We start from the raw sequence: 21,518 nt of genomic DNA, 5'->3' as shown, positions 1-21,518 counted from the left end.
ATACATATATCCATAGAGTTCAGCCGGTCTTTCCGGATCGACACCTTTCACACCTGTTATAGTGAACAAGTTATATCCATTCATATAAATTCTCAAATTCTTTATACCTACGAATGACAAACAATTCTTTGGTAAAGTGTAACCTATTTCAGCCGTCTTCAAACGCAAATAAGTACCTTTCTGAATAGAGAATTCAGAATTAACATCCGGAGTTGTACCACCATATGAATAATATCCTGAAATCCATTGGCAAGAAGGATCGTAGGGATCTTGCTTTGTATCAACTGGACGCCATCTGTCCAAGAACATATCCAAAGCATTACCATTAAATTGCAAGGGGGCTGACAACTGTTCACCATAAGATACATAGGACATTGCAGCACCTTGGAAAGTCATATTAACATCAAAACCTTTCCATTGAGCAGAAAGAGTTAAACCAAAGTTCATCAACGGATAATTTTTCTTATCCTGGAAATTAGCAGCAGTAGAATTAGTAGTTGTAGCAATAGGATATCTATCCATATCATCAATTGTACCATCACCATTCCAGTCTTCATAAATATAATCACCAGGAAGAGTTGCATTACCAGCAAATATATGAGAGTTAGCAATTTGTTCCCATGAGGTATAGCGACCGTCTGCCCCATAACCAAACCAAATGTCATTATAACGATTAGTTAAGTTATTTCTCCAGTTATCATATGAGTTACCTGACGGGGTGCGTTCTTTGTAACGCCACATGGAACGAGTAATAGCAATGTTTCCAGAAACACTATAATTAACCTGCCCCACACGATTGCGATGTCTTAGTTCAACTTCAAAACCTTTTGTACGGTCACTCTCCAAATTCTCTTTAGGCATTGCAGCACCGAATGTTCCTGGAATAGTAGCAATACGATTAGCCATCAGGTTATCACGGTCACGCTGAAATAAATCAAAAGAAACACCTAATAGGCCATTCCACAAATCAGCATCAATTCCCACATTCAGAGTCTTAACAGTGTACCACGTAATATTAGGATTGGCTACCGCACGGAAACCTAATGAATTCATGAATGAGCCATTGAAAAAATATCCTTTCGGAGTTTTATTAAATTTATCACCACTGGTATTCGGGTAATCATATCCGGAAATAAATTGATAATCAGCAACAGAATCATCACCCATCTTACCATAAGAACCGCGAAGTTTCAGGTTGTTAACAAACGGCAATTTATCTTTTATGAAAGTTTCTTCACTCATACGCCACCCCACAGAAGCACTGGGGAAAAAGCCCCAACGGCTATGTGACGGGAATTTGGAAGAACCGTCATAACGAAAGGCGAATTCTAACAAATAACGTCCTTTATAATCATAATTAAATCTACCAACCAACGCCTGAGAAGCACTTTCTGTCAATCCATTTGCATTAGCTGTACCAACTTGATTAGCTGAATTACCTGCAAATAAATAAGGCAAAGGAATAGAGAAATCACGAGCTGCACGAATGTTATCACCTACACTGTGTGCTTCTTCAAACAGCAACAATCCAGATACATTATGATTTGATGCAAAAGTATTCTCATAGCTTACAGAAGCTTGCCACAAAGTAGTCCATGAATTACCATAATAGCGTTCCAGATTAGTCGGTGACTGCATAGCATAAGCAGTATACGTATTAGTTGCTTCACTATAAGTATACTCATTATACTCTTTCTTATATATGGTATTATCAGCTATAGAAGTATCATAGCTGAACATGCCTTTCACCTTCAGACCTTTTACAAATGGCACAGCATATTCAAGTTCCATCGTAGACTGGAAGATTTTATTTGTTGTCTTATTATAACCGGAAACATCAGGATCTGTTGCTGCCAGAAGATTCAACTGGTCGGATGACATCTTTTGGAAATATTCCGGATTATCATTAGCATACAATTTCTCATTAGGACTTGCACGCCACAAAGCTTTATAAACCTCCCAAGTTGATAAGTACTGACGTTGTTTACTATCAATTATACCATTTATTTTAATTGAAGCCTTCAAATTCTTAGCTACTTCTGCATTCAAATTTGCACGAAGATTATAACGATTATAATCCATTGCTTTTGACTTGAAGAAACCTTCCTGATCTGTATAACCGAAGTTTACATAATAATCAGTTTTTTCACTTCCACCACTCAATGAAACATTGTGTTGCTGCTGGGGAGCTGAATTACGAATTACCGCATCATACCAATCAGTAGATTTCAATGTTCCATTCAGATACTCTTCAATCTGCTCATCTGAATAAGTAAGCTGCGGATTTGTCAGATTACGCATTGACTTTTCATTAAATAGTCTCATACGGTCTACAGCACCTACAGGCTCCAACATTTCTGCCGGAGTTTGAATACCATAATACATATTGTATTCAATCTTTGGCTTATTCTTTTCACCTTTCTTTGTAGTAATCAAGACAACGCCATTAGCCGCACGTACACCATATATAGCAGCCGAAGCATCTTTCAAAACAGAAATTGATTCAATTTCATTCGGGTCCATACGTTGTAAATTGCCACGAGGAACACCATCAACTACGATTAGTGGAGAACCAAAACCACGGATATCAAACTGGTTAGTAAATTCACCCGGTTCAGATGTTTTTTGGATTACACGAACGCCAGGAACCTTACCAGTCAACATATTCTGAGCATTTTGACTTTTGGTAGCAACTAACTCTTCATTAGTAATAGCAGACACAGCACCCGTCAAATTCACTTTCTTCTGAGTACCATATCCTACTACCACTACTTCATCCAATTGTTCAGAGTCTTCCTTTAAAGTAATTTTATAGCTGGTTTTGTTATCCACTGCCACTTTTTTATTCACATAACCAATATAAGAAACTTCCAATGTTGTTCCTTGAGGAACCGTTAGAGTAAAATTTCCATCAATATCAGTTATAGTACCTAATGACTTATTTCCAACTACAGTCACATTAGCACCAATAATTGCTTCACCCAATTCGTCAACAACCTGCCCGGATATACTTCGGGAAGTTTGTGCACGCATCGGAGTAAGCACCATCAAGAACATCATTAGCACACACCAATAAGTGTATTTGCTAACTTTCACAAAATTAGATTTGTTTTTCATGTGTTTCATAATCTCACTTTTAAAATTGTTTTTCATAAAAAATAACGTATCCTTTAGATCAAATAAGTAGGAAGGATGTGTCTTTGGTTAACTTGTATCTTTCATATGCATTTCTTTTAAAGTTATGTATTCTTTCAATTTACTTATCTTTTTTAAATTGTTATCCTAAATACAATCTTGTATTTTATTCTTAAAAAAAGAACTTATTATCGAACCTATTATTATCGTTTTGATATGGCAAAATTACATGCCTAAGATTAAAAATTGAGTGATATCACGCTTATCTGGTGCTTAATTTTGAATTAAATTAAAAGATTAATCGCTTCTTTGTTAATACATAGAACGATTGGGGAACAAACTTATGATCCAACTTTATCCATTGGAGGAATTTATTCATTTTGGAGCGATTTTGAATTCAACATCTTCAGAACTCTACTCCTGCATCTTAAAGCAATCTTTACATCATTCAACCAGTCATATTGACCGACAGGATATGTATTCACCAATAAATTCATATCCTCCGAAACTTGTTCTATTTTTTTTAGTGATAAAAAAATACGTTCCTTCAAACCTTTAGGATGAAACTGCTTAGCTCTGACATAGATTCTGGAACCATAATATGCCGTGCATACAGCTTCATGCAAACATGCAGTCAAATAAGTACGATAAAACAGCTGGTATAAATCATTATATGTCGCAGATTCTAATAAAGGCTTTACCTTTTCTATTTCAGCGACTGCTTCGGAAGCTAGTTTAACTCCATACTGTTTTTCCGTTAGAATATAATTATAATATACACTATCCATTTTTTCATCAGGTTCTATCCATTGATTATCAAAAACGGTCTTCACTTCAACAGCTAACGGAGATGATAATGACTTAAAGTGTACAGGAGCAATATGATTTATAATATCTTTCCAATAATGAAATGTTTTATTTATATCATGCTTAACAAGAACCATAGGCGGATCAATCCATCTTCCAGACACATGCCTGCTATATCCCCATTTATTGTTTTCATAATTTAGAGAAGAATGATCTGTTAGATTTGTTCCTAAGGTATAAAAAACAGATGTGACTATATCATATGCATTTTGAAACGCTTTTCTAATGGGCAACAAAGCATCCTCACCATACCTCGACGTAATAAATTCATTATAGATTTGCATTGGAGATACAGTTTGTTCTTCCGTCATCCGCTTCAGTGCATACAACTGAATTTCATTAGCTGTTCCTACTATGCTGGTATCTCCATAACGATCCGTCCTTGCAACATATCCGGTAACATTGGGACAGTTAATATAACTACCCCATCTTTTCATTGTATATTCAGGCCATGTGTTAGCAACAACACCTTGCCCACTGTATTCATTACCAGAATCAAACTCTACAATTGTAGGTCTATTCATCTTTCTGATATAGGAGTTATCCGGATGTGTCAGAAAGAAATCATGAGGGGTTTCTTTCATCATTAAAATGACCTTATCACTCTTTATATGCTCTATACATCCAACAGTACTCTTATACTCTTCTTCCGAATAAGCAAAAGTACGAATACAGAGTTTCTTTCCTCTTTCACCAATAACGACATCGGAAATAGCATTTACAACAGCTGCCAGTTTTTCCTCAGGGGTTTTCATATTCATTGAGTACTGCTTTTCCGCATAAGCTCCAGTTTCAATAAATGTTAGCACAAGTCCATCTGCTTCAGGAGCCCTGTTGAGCATCCGGCGATAGTCATCTTTAAACCATTCCCAGAATTTAGGATTATCCAGATTTATTGTACCATTAGGTCCTGTTCTAAAACACGATGGATAATAATCCAGAGAATATAAGCTATGATCCCAAAGCAACACTTCATCAATACCTTCTAAATGTGCAAGACGAATGAGTTTATTAACCTGTTCACATACCTTTTCTTCTTTAATGGCCTTTAAATCATGGATGATCTCATGGGACAACTGAAGCTGATTGATATTATACTCTTTTGCTGTTTTTATTGTCCGGATAGCACGTTCCATATTGTCAGACAGAATAATCCATCCCCTAACACTTCCATCTGCAAAAATATTTGCAAAGAAAGATAAGAAAAAGAAACTAACTATTATCAATCTCCTGAGGCTCATTTCAATATAACTTTTATTTCTTTACCACTATATTTTATCCTCTTTATCACATCTTTACCTTTGAGTTTAATAATAAGGTCCCTGTCCTTTACAGCATAATCGCCAGTGCGTTCTCCAACTATAAATTCCTTTGTACGATCATTCCACTTAAACGGAATAGTACTATAATTGCCATTTTTATATTTCAACGTCTCACCATCATCTTCGTATAAATTGAAACTTGCGTTTTCCCCACCAAAGACATGAATCTCAAGCGGAACATCAACATTAATATTTTTCTCAACAGAAGTATAATAGGGGATGATAGAACCAGACTTCACAAACAAAGGCATTTTATCCAGAGGTGCTTCTGCAGTAATTGTAGTTCCTCCTTGGTAGATTGCACCGGTCCAGAAATCTACCCAAGTACATCCTTGTGGCAGATATACAGAGCGGGAAGTTGCTCCTGCCTCCAAAACGGGGCAAACCAGGAGAGCAGGTCCATACATAAACTGATCTTTACAGTCTAATACATTTTGATCATAAGCAAAATCAAAAGCCAGTAAGCGCATTGGTGTATAATGCTCGTGAGTAACTTTACCTGATAGGGTATAAATATAAGGCAAAAGCCGATATCGTAATTTTATAAGATCAGTACAGATACGTTGTACCTCTGGACCGTATGCCCATAACTCATTCGGTGCTTTCGTATCTCCCGGATAACGACGTCCATGGCAACGAAAAACGGGACAGAATGTTCCATACTGAAACCAACGTACAAACAACTCCTGATAATCTTTTTTAGAAGGGTCTCCTCCTGAATAACCACCAATATCTGTAGTCCAGTAGGGGATTCCCGTTGCTGTAAAATTTAATCCTGCTGCGACCTGCGTTTGTAATTCGGCAAATGTCGTTGGAATATCACCAGACCACACAGCCGTTCCCCACTTTTGTTGGGAAGCCCACGCGCAACGGGTCAACATATAAGGACGGATACCGGGACGAGCTTTGGTTATTCCTTCATAAAAATGTGATGCATGAACCAAAGGGTATACATTTCGTACCTTCTGAGCTGGTCCGGCATAAGTATTAAGTGGCAAGTATGAGGCTACATGGTCAGGTTCCGGTCCATCTAAAAACCAGCCATCGATATTCAAGTCCACTAAAGAAGAAACCTTATCCCAATACATTTTGGCTGCATTCGGATTAAAAGTATCATATATATAGCCGTCAATAGCTTTGGCTCCTTCCAATATATACCCTTTTTGTGACATTTCATTATAATTAGGGATACCCGGTTTGAAGCAGGGCCACATTGTCAAAACTACCTTCATATCATAAACGTTATGGAGACTGTCCAACATTGAAGGAACATCAGGGAATAAAGTTTCATCAAACCTATGTGAACCTGTTCCGTACTTACCCCAATAATGATAATCTATAAAGATAGTACTTGCAGGAATATCCTCTTCCTTCATCTTTTTAGCTATCTCCATTACCTCTTTTTGCGTAGCATAACGGTTACGGCTTTGGTGATAACCTAAAGCCCAATCGGGCAACATCGGAGCCCCTCCCGTCAAAGAACGATATGCAGCTACCAAATTATCCATTTTATCACCTACAAAAAGATAATAGTTAACGATCTTACCGTAATCAGAAGCCAAACTCATACCGGTACTATTGTCTGTATAAATAGTCCGGGAAGGATTATCCCAAAACAATCCCCAACCACCAGTAGAATAAATAACCGGTACCGCAGCTTGCGTATTAAACTGAACCAGTTCCCGCTTGGCATTCCTCAAGTTCATTAAGTTATCTCTGAACTGCCCCAAACCATATAAAGCCTCTTCATCTCGTAACTGGAACTTACAATATGCATTGACAGAATCTCCACACATATTCATTCTCGCTTTTTCCGGAAACTCTTTCAGTAAGGTTTTTCCAGACTCATCAAGCAGACTAATATACCCTTTATTCTTATTTACAGTAACAACTAAACGGGAAGAACGTAATACAATATCTTCCTGAGTATCCTCCACTTTAAACTCTGCCACTTTTGCCTGTTGCGTTACGGCAAAACTCTTATATTCTTTTATTTCATTCTCAGAGCCGAACATCACATGTACACTTCCTATATTATAAGGTTGCAAATACAAAGTTCCACCTGAAGTATGAATCCACAAAGCCTGCTGTTTCTTTTCCCAGGAAAGAACTGTTTGTGGTTGTCCTTCCTTCGCTACAACTTGTAAGACATTAGGATGTACTACATCCTGATAATTCTCACCCAAAGAGACATCGCTAAAAATCCCTTTGCTCCCTTTTTCTGCTATGATTCTAATGCGGTCAAAATCAAATTTACCCGATAAAGTATACTCGGCATTTTCCAAATCAGGAACAGAAGCTGCGGTAGGGCTATAAAAAACATATACCTTATCAGCCTTTTCAGAAAAATCGATACGTACTACAACCAACTGAGGCTCCTGCGTCTGTTTGACTTCAACAAATAGTTTTTCACTATTACCTTTCTCAAATGAAAAGCCCAAACGCGAGTTTCCTTTTTCTTTCAACGCCAGAAAACTACACCAAACTGTTCTATTCACACCGTTCAATTGCACATCTCTATACATACTCACCTTTTTAGAAGCGGCATCTAAATGCCAACACATTTCAGGCGCAGCAACAGATGCTATCTTCAGACTTCCTTTTTCTTGCTTTATAGAGGTCATATCCCCTTTCCAGGAATCCTTTAAAAAAGGCTGTTTCTGGGCATATACAATAGAAACTGTACAAAACAAAAAGCTGATAATCAAAATTATATTTTTCATGATCGATTATTATTAATTACATTTACTTACAACTCCATTCTCTATAAGGGAAATATATCCCAGCAATGCCCCCCAATGATAGAACTTATCACTTCGCACAACATCATCACCTTCACCAGTGAGGGCATTGTAATTTTCAAAGACATATCCATGTGATAACCAGGATTTCAATAATAATTTTTGGGATTTTTCGGCAAAGGCATGTCTCACTTCCGGAAATTCATAGTTATTCAATCCTAAGTATACCAGAAAATTCAATGGAGCCCAAATGCGTCCCCGCCAATATTCATTATCTTTAAATGCAGGATCATTTTTAGGTACAGAAGGAATTACGTACTCCCCCCAGAACTCATCAGTGTTCAGTAAATGCTCTTTTATCATCCTCTCAGCCTGATTCTTTGTAGGTACTTTTGCCAGCAATGGATAAAAGCAAGTGGGTGAAGTGCGATAATTAAATTTCAGATCTCTGGTAGAACGATTATAGTAAAATCCAGTCTTATCATCCCACAACCCTGCTAAATTATTGCGATAATATTCCGCGCGTTTTCTAAGTTCAGTTACATCTTTTTTATACCCGAGTTCTTCCGCTATTAAAGCCAGATAGTCACAATCCATTACATACAAAGAAGACATGCCTACATCATGTTGTTCCAACAAATGTTTTTGCTTATTAAAAAGTACTCCATCATACATTGGAGAATTATCCAATCCTGATTCCAAAACAGCACCATAGTGACAATCCGTATCAAACTCAGACCTGAAATAAGTAACCTTTTCATAAGGATTACTACCTAAGCATAATAACCCTCCATCCTCTCTATTCCGGCTCCACCAGCGATTCCAAGTTAGTAATTCTTTATATAATAACTCCAAGAACCATTTTTCTTGATATTGCTTATATATTGTCCAAACAGCCAAAGAACCAACAGGTGGCTGAGAACGATCTCTTGACTTAAAATTATTGCTATAAAAACAGTTGGGTACAAATCCACGCTCTGTTATCGCTTTAGTTATCTCTACAGCATTTGCATAAGCCAATTCTTTATTGCCAACAGCAAGCATCATCGATGCAAAGTAAGTATCCCAACAGAACAGTGTGAAACCACCAAAATCTTCACTGGCAAACCATTCGGAACTCCAAATCCGACTTACAGGAGTAATCACCCTCCTAATGCCAGGATCATATATATTATCCCAAGCCAAAACACTTTGCATGGCATTATAGCAATCATAATTTTCACCAAATTGTTTCTGATTAGAATTAATAAAATCCCGGGCACGGTCATTAATGAAAGTAATTGCCTCATCCAATTCCATATTTTCTCCGCAACAGATAGCAACCGGAGTATCTAAAGACAGAATAAACTCCCTTCCTTTTTTTTCCAGAAGTTCACCCTCTATATAAGTTTTGATTTCAACAACTTTATCACGTGATGCCAATGTAAATCCTAAACTATCCACGCTAAGTGTATTGCCCCGTTTCCAAAGACTTTCAGGGATAACCACCAATCGTCCTCCTTTCTTCGTCTCAGCCAGTGGTCTGATTAGAATTACGTTTTTAAGTCCCATAGCAGCACTTTCCACCTGCAACTTATATCCTCTCCAATCTATGGTCATTTTGGTATACGCTCCATCAAAAGAATGAGGTCCCGGCTGTAATAATGGCGCTCCTTTAGCCCTATCTCCGATTCTGAATTTCCTTACACGACTTCCATCTGCATCCATCATATTCAGATCGACAGCAAAACCATAAGGAAGAAATACATGAGTCAGCACACTACGGGTATCCCAGGTATTCCAACCGGAAGCCAACCGTTTTTGCAAACTCTCATATAATTCTTCAGGAGTGTTACCTGAAATGGCCTTAATAGGATAGATAAACAAACCTAATAAAAACAATCCGATCAACAAGTACTTTTTCACAGTTTAAAGACTAAATTAGACATCAGTTTAACTTTTCATTGGAAGATTTTAAGAATACTTCCACGAATGCAAAATAAAAGCCTTAGTCTTAAAAAACAGAGCCATCCTTTATTAATTGGACATTAAAAAAGCGCTTAATTGTTATGATTAAGCGCTTTTTCTTATTCTTATAAATTATCATTTATATAAATTACATAAGGGGACCTTATATTCCTCTCCTAATGAATCTTTATACTCCTTGCAGAAACGGTCATATACACTCTTTGCAATACCCTTTTTACCTTGTATAAAAAGAATAGAGCATTTAGCAGCCAAAGCTTCTTCATTCAGAGGATCATGCAAGAACAGGATATCAGCAATACGCAGTACTGTATCATAATTATTACGTTGTACATCCAACAAATTCCTCAGCAAATCAATAGAAAGACTGGAATAAGAATCTTTAAATTCATCCAACCAATCAACAATGGTATTTGACAGCAACGGACCATACAATAAGATTTCCAATATCTGATTCAGGAGCTTATCATCTCCATGATCACCATTTTCCTTAAATTGACGAATACAATCCAGCGCCATCCGATAATCACAAAACACTCCCTCACGCCATCTGATACACAGAAATCCCGCATCACTGACAACTTCCACATCACCTACTTTTTCTAACAATATACGCAACTTACGCAAAGTCACATTACGGTTATTGCGAGCAGATTCTTCTTCTTTGTCTGACCACAGAATATCTGTAGCTTTTTTAGTCAAGATGCCTTGCTTGCTTTTTTCCGTATAAAGCACCAACAATATAAGCAAGCTTTTCAATCGTGGTGTAAAAGCTCCTGTTATGTCATTACCGTCTTTATCACGAACATTAAATGTGCCCAACAAAGAGATTGCCGAACGACTGCGATCAAAATACTTTTCTGCCGCTGCAACCTCCTCTACCGTTTCATTAACAGGAAGAACCTCCACCTGAGTATTATCTTCTTTTGTATCTTCAAATTCGACTTTCTTTCTGCTGCATTTTATCCGGTATAAAAGGAATACTGCTCCTCCCAACAACAGGATACCACATGACCACCATAACCACACCGAAGCAAAGTCCTTATTCACCGCCTGCGCAATTTCATTATCATTCAGTAAAGGAGTATTAATAGAATAAATAGCCACATCATGTGTACGGTCACTCAAAATCTTATCCATCACCAGATACAGTTTATGATAGGCAGGCGACGAATAAAAACTAAAATCGCAATCCTGATGAACCAAATCATTACGAATAGGCTTCGATATCTCTACCCAAGCAGAATCATTCATGAAAACCTTCCAAAGGCTGCCTCCGTCTTTCAAACTAACAGCATAAAAAGAACTGTCCGAAGGTTCAAAGTACATGGAAGATGCCATCAACAACATATCTGTAGATTGTTTTTTCTTCCATACACTACGAGACTTTCCCGTTTTCAGATTAATGGCACACAACTCATAATAAAAATGAGCATTGAATTCTTGCTTTCCCTGTTTATTTCCACGACCACCAAAAATATACAGTTCATCGCCTACTATAGCTGCTGCAGATGAGTAACGAGGAGAAATAACAGGGGTATATGCAACTTCTTCAACCTGTTTCATACCCACTTTCAACCGATATAGGTTATTCCTATATTGGTAGAATCCATATCCTCCCCAAAAATAAAATGAAGAATCAGACGGACTAAACGTACGTGCATGGTTGTAGTAACGAGGCTCATCCAAATGTCTTTCATTCAGACTCCATTTCCCTTCGTCGACAGACAAAGCTGAAACCAACTTTTCGTGTAAAGAATAAGACAATAACTGATTAGTCAGTGTATCATAAACCATGTGATCTGTATATTCCATAGCCGGATACCCCTCCACAATAGAGACCTCGTTCCGGTTACCGGAAATACCATTTAATATTTCTATTTTATTTTGTCGCACAAGATAGAACAAGGCATCACGGGCATTAAAAGCGACATCCAAACGACCTGATGTTTTCTCTGTATATATTTTCCGCCATTCAATATGATTATCAATGAGCCATGAAGGATAAGAAGCTAATGCCACAGCCCCTTCAACTTCATCAAGACAAACATCGCCATTATGCTTCCACAACTTCCAATATCTTATCAGTTCCCCATCCCGGGTAATTTTTATATCCCTAATATTCATAGGAACTACATCTGCCGAGAAATATGGAGATTTTCCAAACGAAACTGTAATATCTTTGGTACCACGCAATGGCACTACCATCGTAGTGTCCCTACTATCATATTTCAAATCAATTTGATTCTCCTTTATATTAAGGTGTAAAGACACAGGAACCCATTTACCTTTTTCAATATTGGTATTAATAGCAAACATTCCCTCATTGAAAACGAGAGCTGGAAAATTCCTGTTATTATCACCTGCAGCAAAAACAAAATGAAGAAATTGATTTTCATTCGTACATAAATGAAGAATAGCCCCGAAATCAGGCTCATTACGAACCCACATTTGAAAATCAATAATAAACTCCTTCTCCACATGAAAAGGAGAGTTCTCATCAAGAGACAAAGAGGTGCGTTCATTGCCTGGCACAGAATGAGATTTGAAATGAAGGCCATAATCTGTAGAAGCCAACACCTTCAAATTTCCCAATGAGAAGAAACATAATATCCAAATTAGCAATTTACTTTTCATAGTATCTCGTTAAAGAACACTCTGCAAAGGTATAAAAAAATCCCCCATAACAAATAAAGGACACGAGAATTTGGAATCTGAATTCAATTAAACCGATATTATGCGCAAATTAATAACAAATTAATCAGAGAAGTAATATCTCTGGTTTACTTTTGTTGCAAAGGACAAAAAGCTTGTTCTATCATCAAATTGAAACAGTATTATGGAAAAACTTTTTTTTAGTCACATGAAAGTAAAATCGTTGATTACTTTTTTACTATTAACACACTTTTTATCTGTCTCCACATTCGTAGGAGCCAAAGTACAATTACCCTCCGTACTTAGTAGCAACATGGTATTGCAACAACAAGCAAATGTAAAGCTATGGGGAAAAGCCAAAGAAAACTCGTCTGTTACCATAAAAACATCATGGGATAACAGAACCTATAAAACAACTGCAGACAAACAAGGAAAATGGTTATTAAATGTCTCCACACCAATAGCCGGAGGCCCCTATGAAATTACATTCAGCGATGGAGAGGCTTTAACATTGAAAAATATATTAATAGGTGAAGTCTGGTTCTGCTCCGGACAATCGAACATGGAAATGCCCCTGAGTGGTTTCGACCGCCAACCCACTCAGGGCACAAACGATATCATAGCCAAAGCGAAAGCCTCTACCCCAATCCGCATCTACAACACCGATTCTAAAGATGGAAGATGGGTACGGCAATATAGCAAAACCCCACAGGAAGATTGTAAAGGTGAGTGGTTAGAGAATACTCCAGTCAACGTATCCCACACAAGTGCAGCAGCATACTTTTTCGCCCGATATATTCAGGAAGTACTGGAAGTACCAGTCGGTATTATTGTATCTTCTCTTGGAGGATCAAAAGTAGAAGCATGGATGAGCCGGGAAGCCATAAGCCCATTTAAAAGTATTGATTTAGCCATACTCGACAATGATGAACCTGTAAAAAACATCACAGCTACTCCATGTGTACTCTACAATGGGAAAATAGCTCCTTTCACGAATTTCACCATTAAAGGCTTCCTTTGGTATCAAGGCGAAAGTAATCGTGACAATGCTGATTTATACCAAAGTCTGATGCCTGCTTTTGTCAAAGACTTACGCAGTAAATGGAATATAGGAGAATTCCCTTTTTACTTCGTAGAGATTGCCCCCTTCAATTATGAAGGGACCGATGGCACCTCAGCCGCCCGCATGCGTGAAGTCCAACAACAAAATATGAAGGATATTCCTAATAGTGGAATGGTTACCACTCTGGATGTAGGTCATCCGGTCTTTATCCATCCTACAGATAAAGAAACGGTAGGTAATCGCCTGGCTCTTTGGGCACTTGCCCAAACCTATGGACGAAAAGGATTCGGTTACGCCACTCCTGTTTATAAATCCATGGAAATATCAGGTAACAAAATATACATCAATGTGGACAACGCACAGCGTGGTCTTTGTCCTATGTGGACCCCGCTCGAAGGATTTGAAATTGCCGGTGAAGATAAAGTTTTCTACCCGGCCCATGCTGAAATAGAAACCAAAACTACCCGTCTTGCCGTATCATGCGATAAAGTACAGCATCCGGTAGCCGTCCGATATGCTTATAAGAATTATATCCAAGCAAGCGTATTCAACATCTATGGTATCCCCGTAGCTCCCTTCAGAACAGACAATTGGTAGAACACTAATTAAATAAAACAAAAGGAATGGAGATGAGAAAAAGAATACTCTTATTAATATGCATACTGTGTACCTTAGTACACAGTATAGCAGCCCAACCAGAAAAGAACTCCAACCCAGAGTTTCTAACCAAGGCTTTCGTGCATCCGGGCATGGCTCAAAGCAAACAGGACCTTGACTATATGCGCGAAATGGTAGTAAAAGGCATACAACCCTGGAAAACCGCTTTTGAGAATTTAAAGAAAAACACTTCTTTAGATTTTATCCCCAAACCATTTGCTGAAATATCAGTAGGTCCCTATGGAGCAAACAGTATAGGCGGACGTGAGTTTTCCGAGAGTGCAGAAACAGCCTATACCCATGCATTAATGTGGTATATAACCAAAGACAAAGCCTATGCGAATAAAGCCATTGAAATCCTGAATGCGTGGAGTTATGTTCTCCGGGGATTCGATGCAAACAATGCCAAGCTGAATGTAGGTTTATTCGGATATTACTACCTCAATGCTGCTGAAATTCTGAAACATACCGATTCCGGCTGGGCACCCAAAGACCTGCAACAATTCACCCAAATGGTCCTTACAGTCCTTTATCCCACTATTAAAGACTTCTTTACCGAAGCTAACGGTAACTGGGATGCATCCATGATTAGTACCATCATGTGTATCGGCGTTTTTACTAATAACCACGAAATATTCAACCGGGCAGTAGAAAGATTCTACCGGGGAGAAGGTAACTCCGGCATCACCCGTTATCTCTATCCGGGTGGACAATGCCAAGAGACAACTCGCGACTGGGGACATGTACAATTAGGTATAGGTGAATTTGCCAAAGCTGCACAAACCGCCGACACGCAGGGATTAGATTTTTATTGTGTAGCTGATGACAGGCTGGCACAAGGTTTCGAATATACAGCACGTTTCATGTTAGGAGAACATATTGATTTATTCGGAGTCTTTACAGACAGAGATAATGACAAATTCAGGGATATCTACGAATCCATATATCAGCATTACAAAAATACCAAAGGCTTATTACTGCCATATACCGAGAAAGCAATAAAACAGCACACACGCCCGAAGTCATCGGTAAGTTTTCTGACGGCTGCCAAAGCTCCGCTTCCCAATGCTCCAGCAAAAACATCTCTTTATACAGGTTTTGATAAATTCTTGAAACCAACAGTAATCGGAGCTTTAAAAGGCAAATCAAAACCCCTTCCTGCCAACAGTATTTCTGTAAAACCGGGAGAATCCATACAAGAAGTCATAGACTCCAATCAAAAGAGTGGCAAATGGATTATTTTGGCAGCAGGAGTACATACATTGGAGGCACCTCTAAAGATATATAGTGGCACCCTTCTTGCCGGTCAGGGACGCGAAACCATTATCTTTCCGGCGCCACAAACAGGAACTGCAATCATTAATGGAGAAGAAATTCTCGCTGATGTTACTATTCGCGACCTCCTGATAGAAGGAGCCACTAAAGTAATCGAAAATGCCGACCCCAATCACGACCGTCGTAGCCGCTCATATATGAACGCTCCCAGCCGGGAAGGCATCATTTTCAAATCAAAAGAGAAAGATGGTATACAGAACATTACATTTGAAAATATTACCATACAGAATTTCACCAAAAACGGTGTAGCCATAGTTGGTGGAAAGAATATTCGTATTAACCAATGTGATTTCAGTGATAATGGTGCCAGCGTAGTGCCAGGTGCCGGTTTCCATCATAATCTTCATTTGTCATACATCACAAATTGTGATATAACAAGTAGTCGTTTCGATACCTCCCCATACGGAAACGGCATAAATGCTACTTTCTGCCAGAATGTGAAAGTTATCAACTCAGAGATGGCCCGTAACGGACGCTCAGGCATACGATGTGCAGAAAGTAGCCGGATAACCATCAACAACAGTCTTGCTGAAGGTAACAACGAGCACGGAATATTCATCGAGAAGCAAATGAACCCTTGTCAAGACATTACAATCCATCAGAATACCGTACAAAATAACAGATATCGCGGTATTGATGCCCAAACAGCCATCCAACTAAATACCAAAGATAACAGAAGCCTTCATAACGGTAGAGAATAGTGAATAAAAAACAATCCAGTGTCATGCCAATAATACGCATGCCACTGGATTGTAACACTGAACTTATCGAAAAAGACCCTATTAAAAACTATACCTTTCTAATCATTACCTATACATCATTTAGCTTCAGGATTAATATACATCACTTTCAAAGAAGAAAGGAATTCATTTCTATTATCACATCTGAAGTTACCTGTGAATTCATTCTTATCTCTTTGTCCTATTTTTATGCTTATCTTATTCCAACCTTGCAGCAAGGGCAGTTCTTTATAAGTAGCCTCGTGCCTGTTTTGTGAAGCAGTAGCATACGCTTTGTCATTAATAGCGAGCTGGCATTCTCTTGCTTTCACAACCAAAGTCAGTTTCGGCATATTCGGTTCAATCAACAAGTCATCCAAAGGACGTGGACTAAATACATAGATATCCAAAGTCCATCCATCCGACGTTTTCACTAACTTATCTTTTACAGCATTCGGGAACATTAACTGGTTATCACGCAAAAAGAAAACTTCATTTGATTTCACCTCAATCTCATTACAGTCAATTCCGGCATTCTTCAAAATAACTCCCAATGTATTGTATCCTTTTTCTGAGTTTGTAAACTCTTTTAAAGTACTGATATAGAAGCAGGAAGCATCTTTCCGATATTTCACAAATACAGGAGTAGCAGCTGTACATTCGTACTCACTCCGTACCGTACTGGCCGTTTTAAGTTCCTCCGGACGTTTATTCCAAGCTCTCCAATCAGTCTTACAAGCATTCAGCAATACATCTCCTTCTTCCACTAAAGCGCCTGTCAGCGAGTATTCCGAGGCATCAGTTCTTTGAAGTTCGCTGAAATAGAAATCTGAATTATTCAAACCACGTATCCATGATTTCTGAACCGGCAGGAAAGAAGAACGCTTAAGGTTATCCAAAGCCACCGGAAGAGGCAGAATCTCATTATACACATTCACAGTCTGAGGTGTCAATCCCCAAATCCAGACATCAGCACCTTTAGCTATATTAGTCAACATACTCTTCTTTTCAGCAGCAGCCAAAGTATAAGTACCGTCCACAATATAAAGCATCCGTGCAGGAGCAGTAACTTTAGTCGCAAATTTCACACCTTGCGCATCCAAGATATTCTTCAGTTTACTATTGTCTTCTCCAATGAAAACGACTTCTTTATATTTCTCTGCCGAAGTAGCGGCTGGCGCTTCATATTGTTTCTTGTCGATATTGGCATAAGCAGACCAACCAGGATGTCCCGGTGCATTGGCTGCACGCATAGCATCATACATAGGCCACGGATCATACAAAGGTAGACTTGGATCATATCCCGGATTAAACGTAGTGCAATAGGGACCTACACGTTCCGGTTGTACGCCCGGAACACCTTCTTTATATTCTGCGAAGAAGATACCATCCTTATTTATATCCGGTTGCGTAGTCATATCCCTTTTACCCAACGGCAGTGGTTTCAAGGAATACCATGCCATATTGAAAACCGTACTATAAGAAGCCCCCATATTACGTTGGTTAGCAAGCAGATGATAACATTCATTAGCTAATCCTTCCATACGTCCCAACTGCGATTCGTAAGCTCTTTCACCATTATACTTAGCAACCTGCTCGGGTGTACCATAGTATGCCATACTATGTTCACCGATTCCCCAAGGTTTACCTATTCCAACCCAATGTTTCATTGAGTTCATGTCACCATAGTGACCTACTGTAACCGGCAAGATGCCATCTCCATCATCTTCTCCATCGGCAGAAATCCACGGGCGGGTCGGGTCATTTGCACGAACAATATCCCTCCAGTCTTCCCAGGCTTGCTTCTGCTGAGGCATAAGTTCAGGCCGGTTGTAAACATGCAGAATCACCGGTTTATTCTCATTACTGATACTCCAGCCAAAAACAGAAGCATGGTTACGGTCTCTGAGTACAAAACGTTTCAGATGTTCTTTAGATGCCTCCCAAAAGAGCTCGGAATCCAGTTTCGGACCACCATCACTTGCCCAGTTAGCAGTTTCATTCAATACACAGATACCCATTTCATCAGCTACATCCATATAGAAACGAGGATAAATCTGTGCATGAGGACGGACTGCATTGGCATTCATTCCCTTAACAGCAGTGAACCATGCCCACGCATATCTGCGTGTCATTTGCGGAATACCCATAAAGTGCCAGGAATCACCTCTCAACTGATAAGGTTTACCATTCAGGTACTGTGTGGTACCTTGCAATGTCCATTCACGCCATCCGAAACGCTCATATTTCATATCAAGGGTTTCTTTCTTAGCCTGCAATGAAAGCAATACGGCATAAAGATTCGGCTGCTCAGGAGTCCAGAAATTCAACTCACCGGATACCGGAACCTGCAATACAACTTTTGTTGAAGTATTGGCAGGGATACTAACTTTAACAGGGGCCACTTTCAAAGCTTCCTGTCCAAGTTTCCATGCAGGTACAGGAGCAGAATTAACATCTGTCCCAGCCAGGTTTACCCATTCATTAATCTTACCTTGAAGTTGCAGATCAGCCTTTTTTTCCGTATTATTCTGTACAGTTACTTCCAGTTCAAGCATATTTTGAGAAACCAACGGTTTCACATATACATCTTCCACATGCACTTTGGGCAATGCCAGCAAATATACATCCTGCCAGATACCGGCAATATGATATCCCCACATAGAACCGGCAGGAACAATGCGGCGACCAATCGTAGAATTGTTTTCAAACAAAGACTGGCTGCGAACTCCCACCCATACTTCGGCTGTCTCACCTGCATTCACTTTATCCGTAATATCTACACTGAACGGAAGGAAAATATCAAAATTCTCTCCCACCTTCTCCTTATTAATATAGACTTCAGTATATCCGGATACAGCCTCAAAATAAAGTTTTATCTGTTGACCATCCCAGTCAGCAGGAATCGTTATCATTTTCTTCATCCATGCCATTTTCACTTGCTCCCATTCTTTCGGATAAGACGGGTAATTGCGATGATCGGGACCTTCCACATCTCTGTTGGCAAAAGAATTAATATTCCAGGGAGAAGGTATTTTTATGCGGGTTTTGCTCCAAGCCCCTTCTTTAGGCAACGGCAGTTCCGGTGCTATACCTTTACCTTGCACGTAACTACCCGGCAAAGCCACAGGTTGGAAGTCCCAGTAACCATTCAGGCAAACTTCTTTCCTATACTCCTTTTCTGTCCTATTTACAAGACCCTCACTTGGTGCAAACGGGAAATTATACACCAATTTACCATCGCTCGATGTGGTTTGCCCCACTGCCTTTCCCGGTAGCAAGAACAAAGCCGTCAGCAAGCTTAATAAAATTGCATTTCGTTTCATTTAAGAATACTATTAATTAGGTATTAGACATATTTGTTTTCCTGTTTGCAAAGTAAACGGGGCAGCATTAAAAAATAAGCCGAAACAGAATTAATATTGAATTAAAAACATATTAATCCTCCATATTTCAGCACTTTTCGATTAATAGATGATTTTTTCTGCAATCTTTGTACCTTTGTCATATGTACTAATACAATAGCTATGGACAAATTTAATATAAAAGACAGTCACCCCAATATTTCCAGGCTCGAAAGATTATTTCTGGAAGAAGGGGTACTTACTAAATTCAAGAAGAATGAATATCTGGTACAGCAAAATGAAAAAACAAATCAGATAGGTTTCATCATGTCCGGCATGTTCCGCTTATCACATATAGATGCAGACGCCAATGAATGGATTGTTGGTTATAGCTTCGTAAACGATTTCGTCTGTGACTATCCTTCTTTTATAAAACAGGCAACTTCTACGGTCAATATACAGGCTACTACCGAATGTGAAGTTTATCTTCTTAGCTTAAACCGACTTAATCAATTCTGGGAAACAGACATGGATACCCAACGATTAGGCAGACAGATAGCCGAAACCATGTTTGCCGAGATATACCAACGCTTATTAGGCTTCTATTGCGATAGTCCCGAACAACGTTACCAGTCATTAATGAAACGATGTCCCGATTTACAAGAAAAACTTTCTTTAAAAGAAATAGCCCAGTTTCTCGGTATTACCCCCGAAACCCTCAGCAGAATACGAAAAAAACAACTGTATACTTAAAAGTCTTGACTTTGGTCAAGGCTTTTATCTTTTATATAGCCTAATATTGCTGCCATAAACATTAATCATAAAAATATGGCCACTTATACTCATTTCGGGAAACAAGCAGATGTATTTAAACATCTGGTACTCTGTGAGATTATTCAAATCGAAAAGCCACAAATGTACGTAGAGACAAATTCGGCATCTGCCATTTATCAAATGTCACATACTGTGGAACAACAATATGGTATTTATCATTTTCTGGAAAAAGCCAATAAGGAAAAGTTTCTTAGAGATTCTATTTATTATAAGCTGGAAAGTATAGAAACGGAAAAAGGAAATTATTTAGGATCTCCGGCTTTAGCTATGAACATACTAGAAAAACGAGCATCCCAATATATCTTCTTTGATATTGAAAAGGATGCTTTAGAAAACATAGAACTTTACGCCGGACAAATAGAGTTAGAAACACATATTCAAACATATCATGCAGATTCTCTCGAAGGAGTTATAAACCTGCTACCCACGCTTCCCAAATCTTCTTTTCTTCATATTGATCCTTATGAAATCGACAAAAAAGGAATATCGGGAATAAGTTACTTAGATATATTAATAAAGGCCACCCAGGCAGGCATAAAGTGCTTGTTATGGTATGGTTTTATGACTGAAGATGACAAAATGCACATCAACCAATATATCATAAACAGACTCAAAGAAGAAGATATTAAAGAATATACTTGCGTTGAGCTAATAATAAATTCAATAAGGAAAGATACTATTATCTGTAATCCTGGAATACTAGGTAGTGGCATCTTAACTACAAATTTATCTCAAGAATCAAGAAATAAAATACTCGATTTCAGTTCTGTATTAGTCAATACTTATATATTTACTAGATATAAAAATCACGACGGTAGTCTATATAGATGTATCATAGAAAAAAGCTGATATTACTTGCAGCACATGAGTGGATCTTCATA

General features: G+C 38.5%; 10 protein-coding genes. 4 read left to right on the top strand and 6 right to left on the bottom strand.

The annotated features are described in order from the left end of the window. The 5 genes from BN161_RS10935 to BN161_RS10915 all read right to left on the bottom strand — a co-directional run. Window positions 1–3,126, bottom strand: a 3,126-nt coding sequence (locus tag BN161_RS10935; RefSeq protein WP_244436471.1) for a SusC/RagA family TonB-linked outer membrane protein, incomplete at its 3' end; no start/stop codon positions are given. Window positions 3,127–3,506: 380 nt separating this feature from the next. Further along, a complete protein-coding gene (locus BN161_RS10930) occupies window positions 3,507–5,243 on the bottom strand; it encodes a hypothetical protein (RefSeq protein WP_044265966.1) in 1,737 nt (578 codons plus the stop codon). After that, window positions 5,240–8,047 carry a glycoside hydrolase family 31 protein gene (locus BN161_RS10925; RefSeq protein WP_044265964.1) on the bottom strand — a complete coding sequence of 936 codons (2,808 nt, stop codon included), beginning with the start codon at window positions 8,045–8,047 and terminating at the stop codon, window positions 5,240–5,242. The genes BN161_RS10930 and BN161_RS10925 overlap by 4 nt, the downstream gene beginning before the upstream one ends. 12 nt (window positions 8,048–8,059) lie before the next feature. After that, window positions 8,060–9,970, bottom strand: a complete 1,911-nt coding sequence (locus tag BN161_RS10920; RefSeq protein WP_044265961.1) for an MGH1-like glycoside hydrolase domain-containing protein — start codon at window positions 9,968–9,970, stop codon at window positions 8,060–8,062. A gap of 177 nt (window positions 9,971–10,147) precedes the next feature. After that, complete coding sequence (locus tag BN161_RS10915; RefSeq protein ID WP_044265958.1) at window positions 10,148–12,667, bottom strand: hypothetical protein; 2,520 nt, start codon at window positions 12,665–12,667, stop codon at window positions 10,148–10,150. Window positions 12,668–12,869: 202 nt separating this feature from the next. Between BN161_RS10915 and BN161_RS10910 the strand changes: the two genes are divergently transcribed. Together BN161_RS10910 and BN161_RS10905 are read left to right on the top strand one after the other, a co-directional pair. After that, on the top strand, window positions 12,870–14,345 hold the full coding sequence (locus BN161_RS10910) for a sialate O-acetylesterase (protein ID WP_044265957.1): 1,476 nt from the start codon (window positions 12,870–12,872) through the stop codon (window positions 14,343–14,345). A gap of 32 nt (window positions 14,346–14,377) precedes the next feature. Further along, complete coding sequence (locus BN161_RS10905; RefSeq protein WP_167332519.1) at window positions 14,378–16,441, top strand: alginate lyase family protein; 2,064 nt, start codon at window positions 14,378–14,380, stop codon at window positions 16,439–16,441. A 116-nt stretch (window positions 16,442–16,557) separates the two neighbouring features. Here BN161_RS10905 and BN161_RS10900 read toward each other — a convergent pair whose 3' ends face one another. Further along, entirely contained in the window at window positions 16,558–19,785 is a 3,228-nt protein-coding gene (locus BN161_RS10900; RefSeq protein ID WP_044265954.1) for a glycoside hydrolase family 2 protein, read from the bottom strand. Between the two features lie 201 nt (window positions 19,786–19,986). Between BN161_RS10900 and BN161_RS10895 the strand changes: the two genes are divergently transcribed. Further along, a complete protein-coding gene (locus tag BN161_RS10895) occupies window positions 19,987–20,556 on the top strand; it encodes a Crp/Fnr family transcriptional regulator (RefSeq protein ID WP_044265952.1) in 570 nt (189 codons plus the stop codon). A gap of 75 nt (window positions 20,557–20,631) precedes the next feature. Beyond that, complete coding sequence (locus BN161_RS10890) at window positions 20,632–21,486, top strand: 23S rRNA (adenine(2030)-N(6))-methyltransferase RlmJ (protein WP_044265951.1); 855 nt, start codon at window positions 20,632–20,634, stop codon at window positions 21,484–21,486. The last annotated feature ends 32 nt before the right edge of the window (window positions 21,487–21,518 follow it).

Source organism: Bacteroides timonensis (assembly GCF_000513195.1).
Taxonomy (GTDB): Bacteria; Bacteroidota; Bacteroidia; order Bacteroidales; family Bacteroidaceae; genus Bacteroides; species Bacteroides timonensis.
This window is presented reverse-complemented; position numbering and strand designations above follow the sequence as displayed.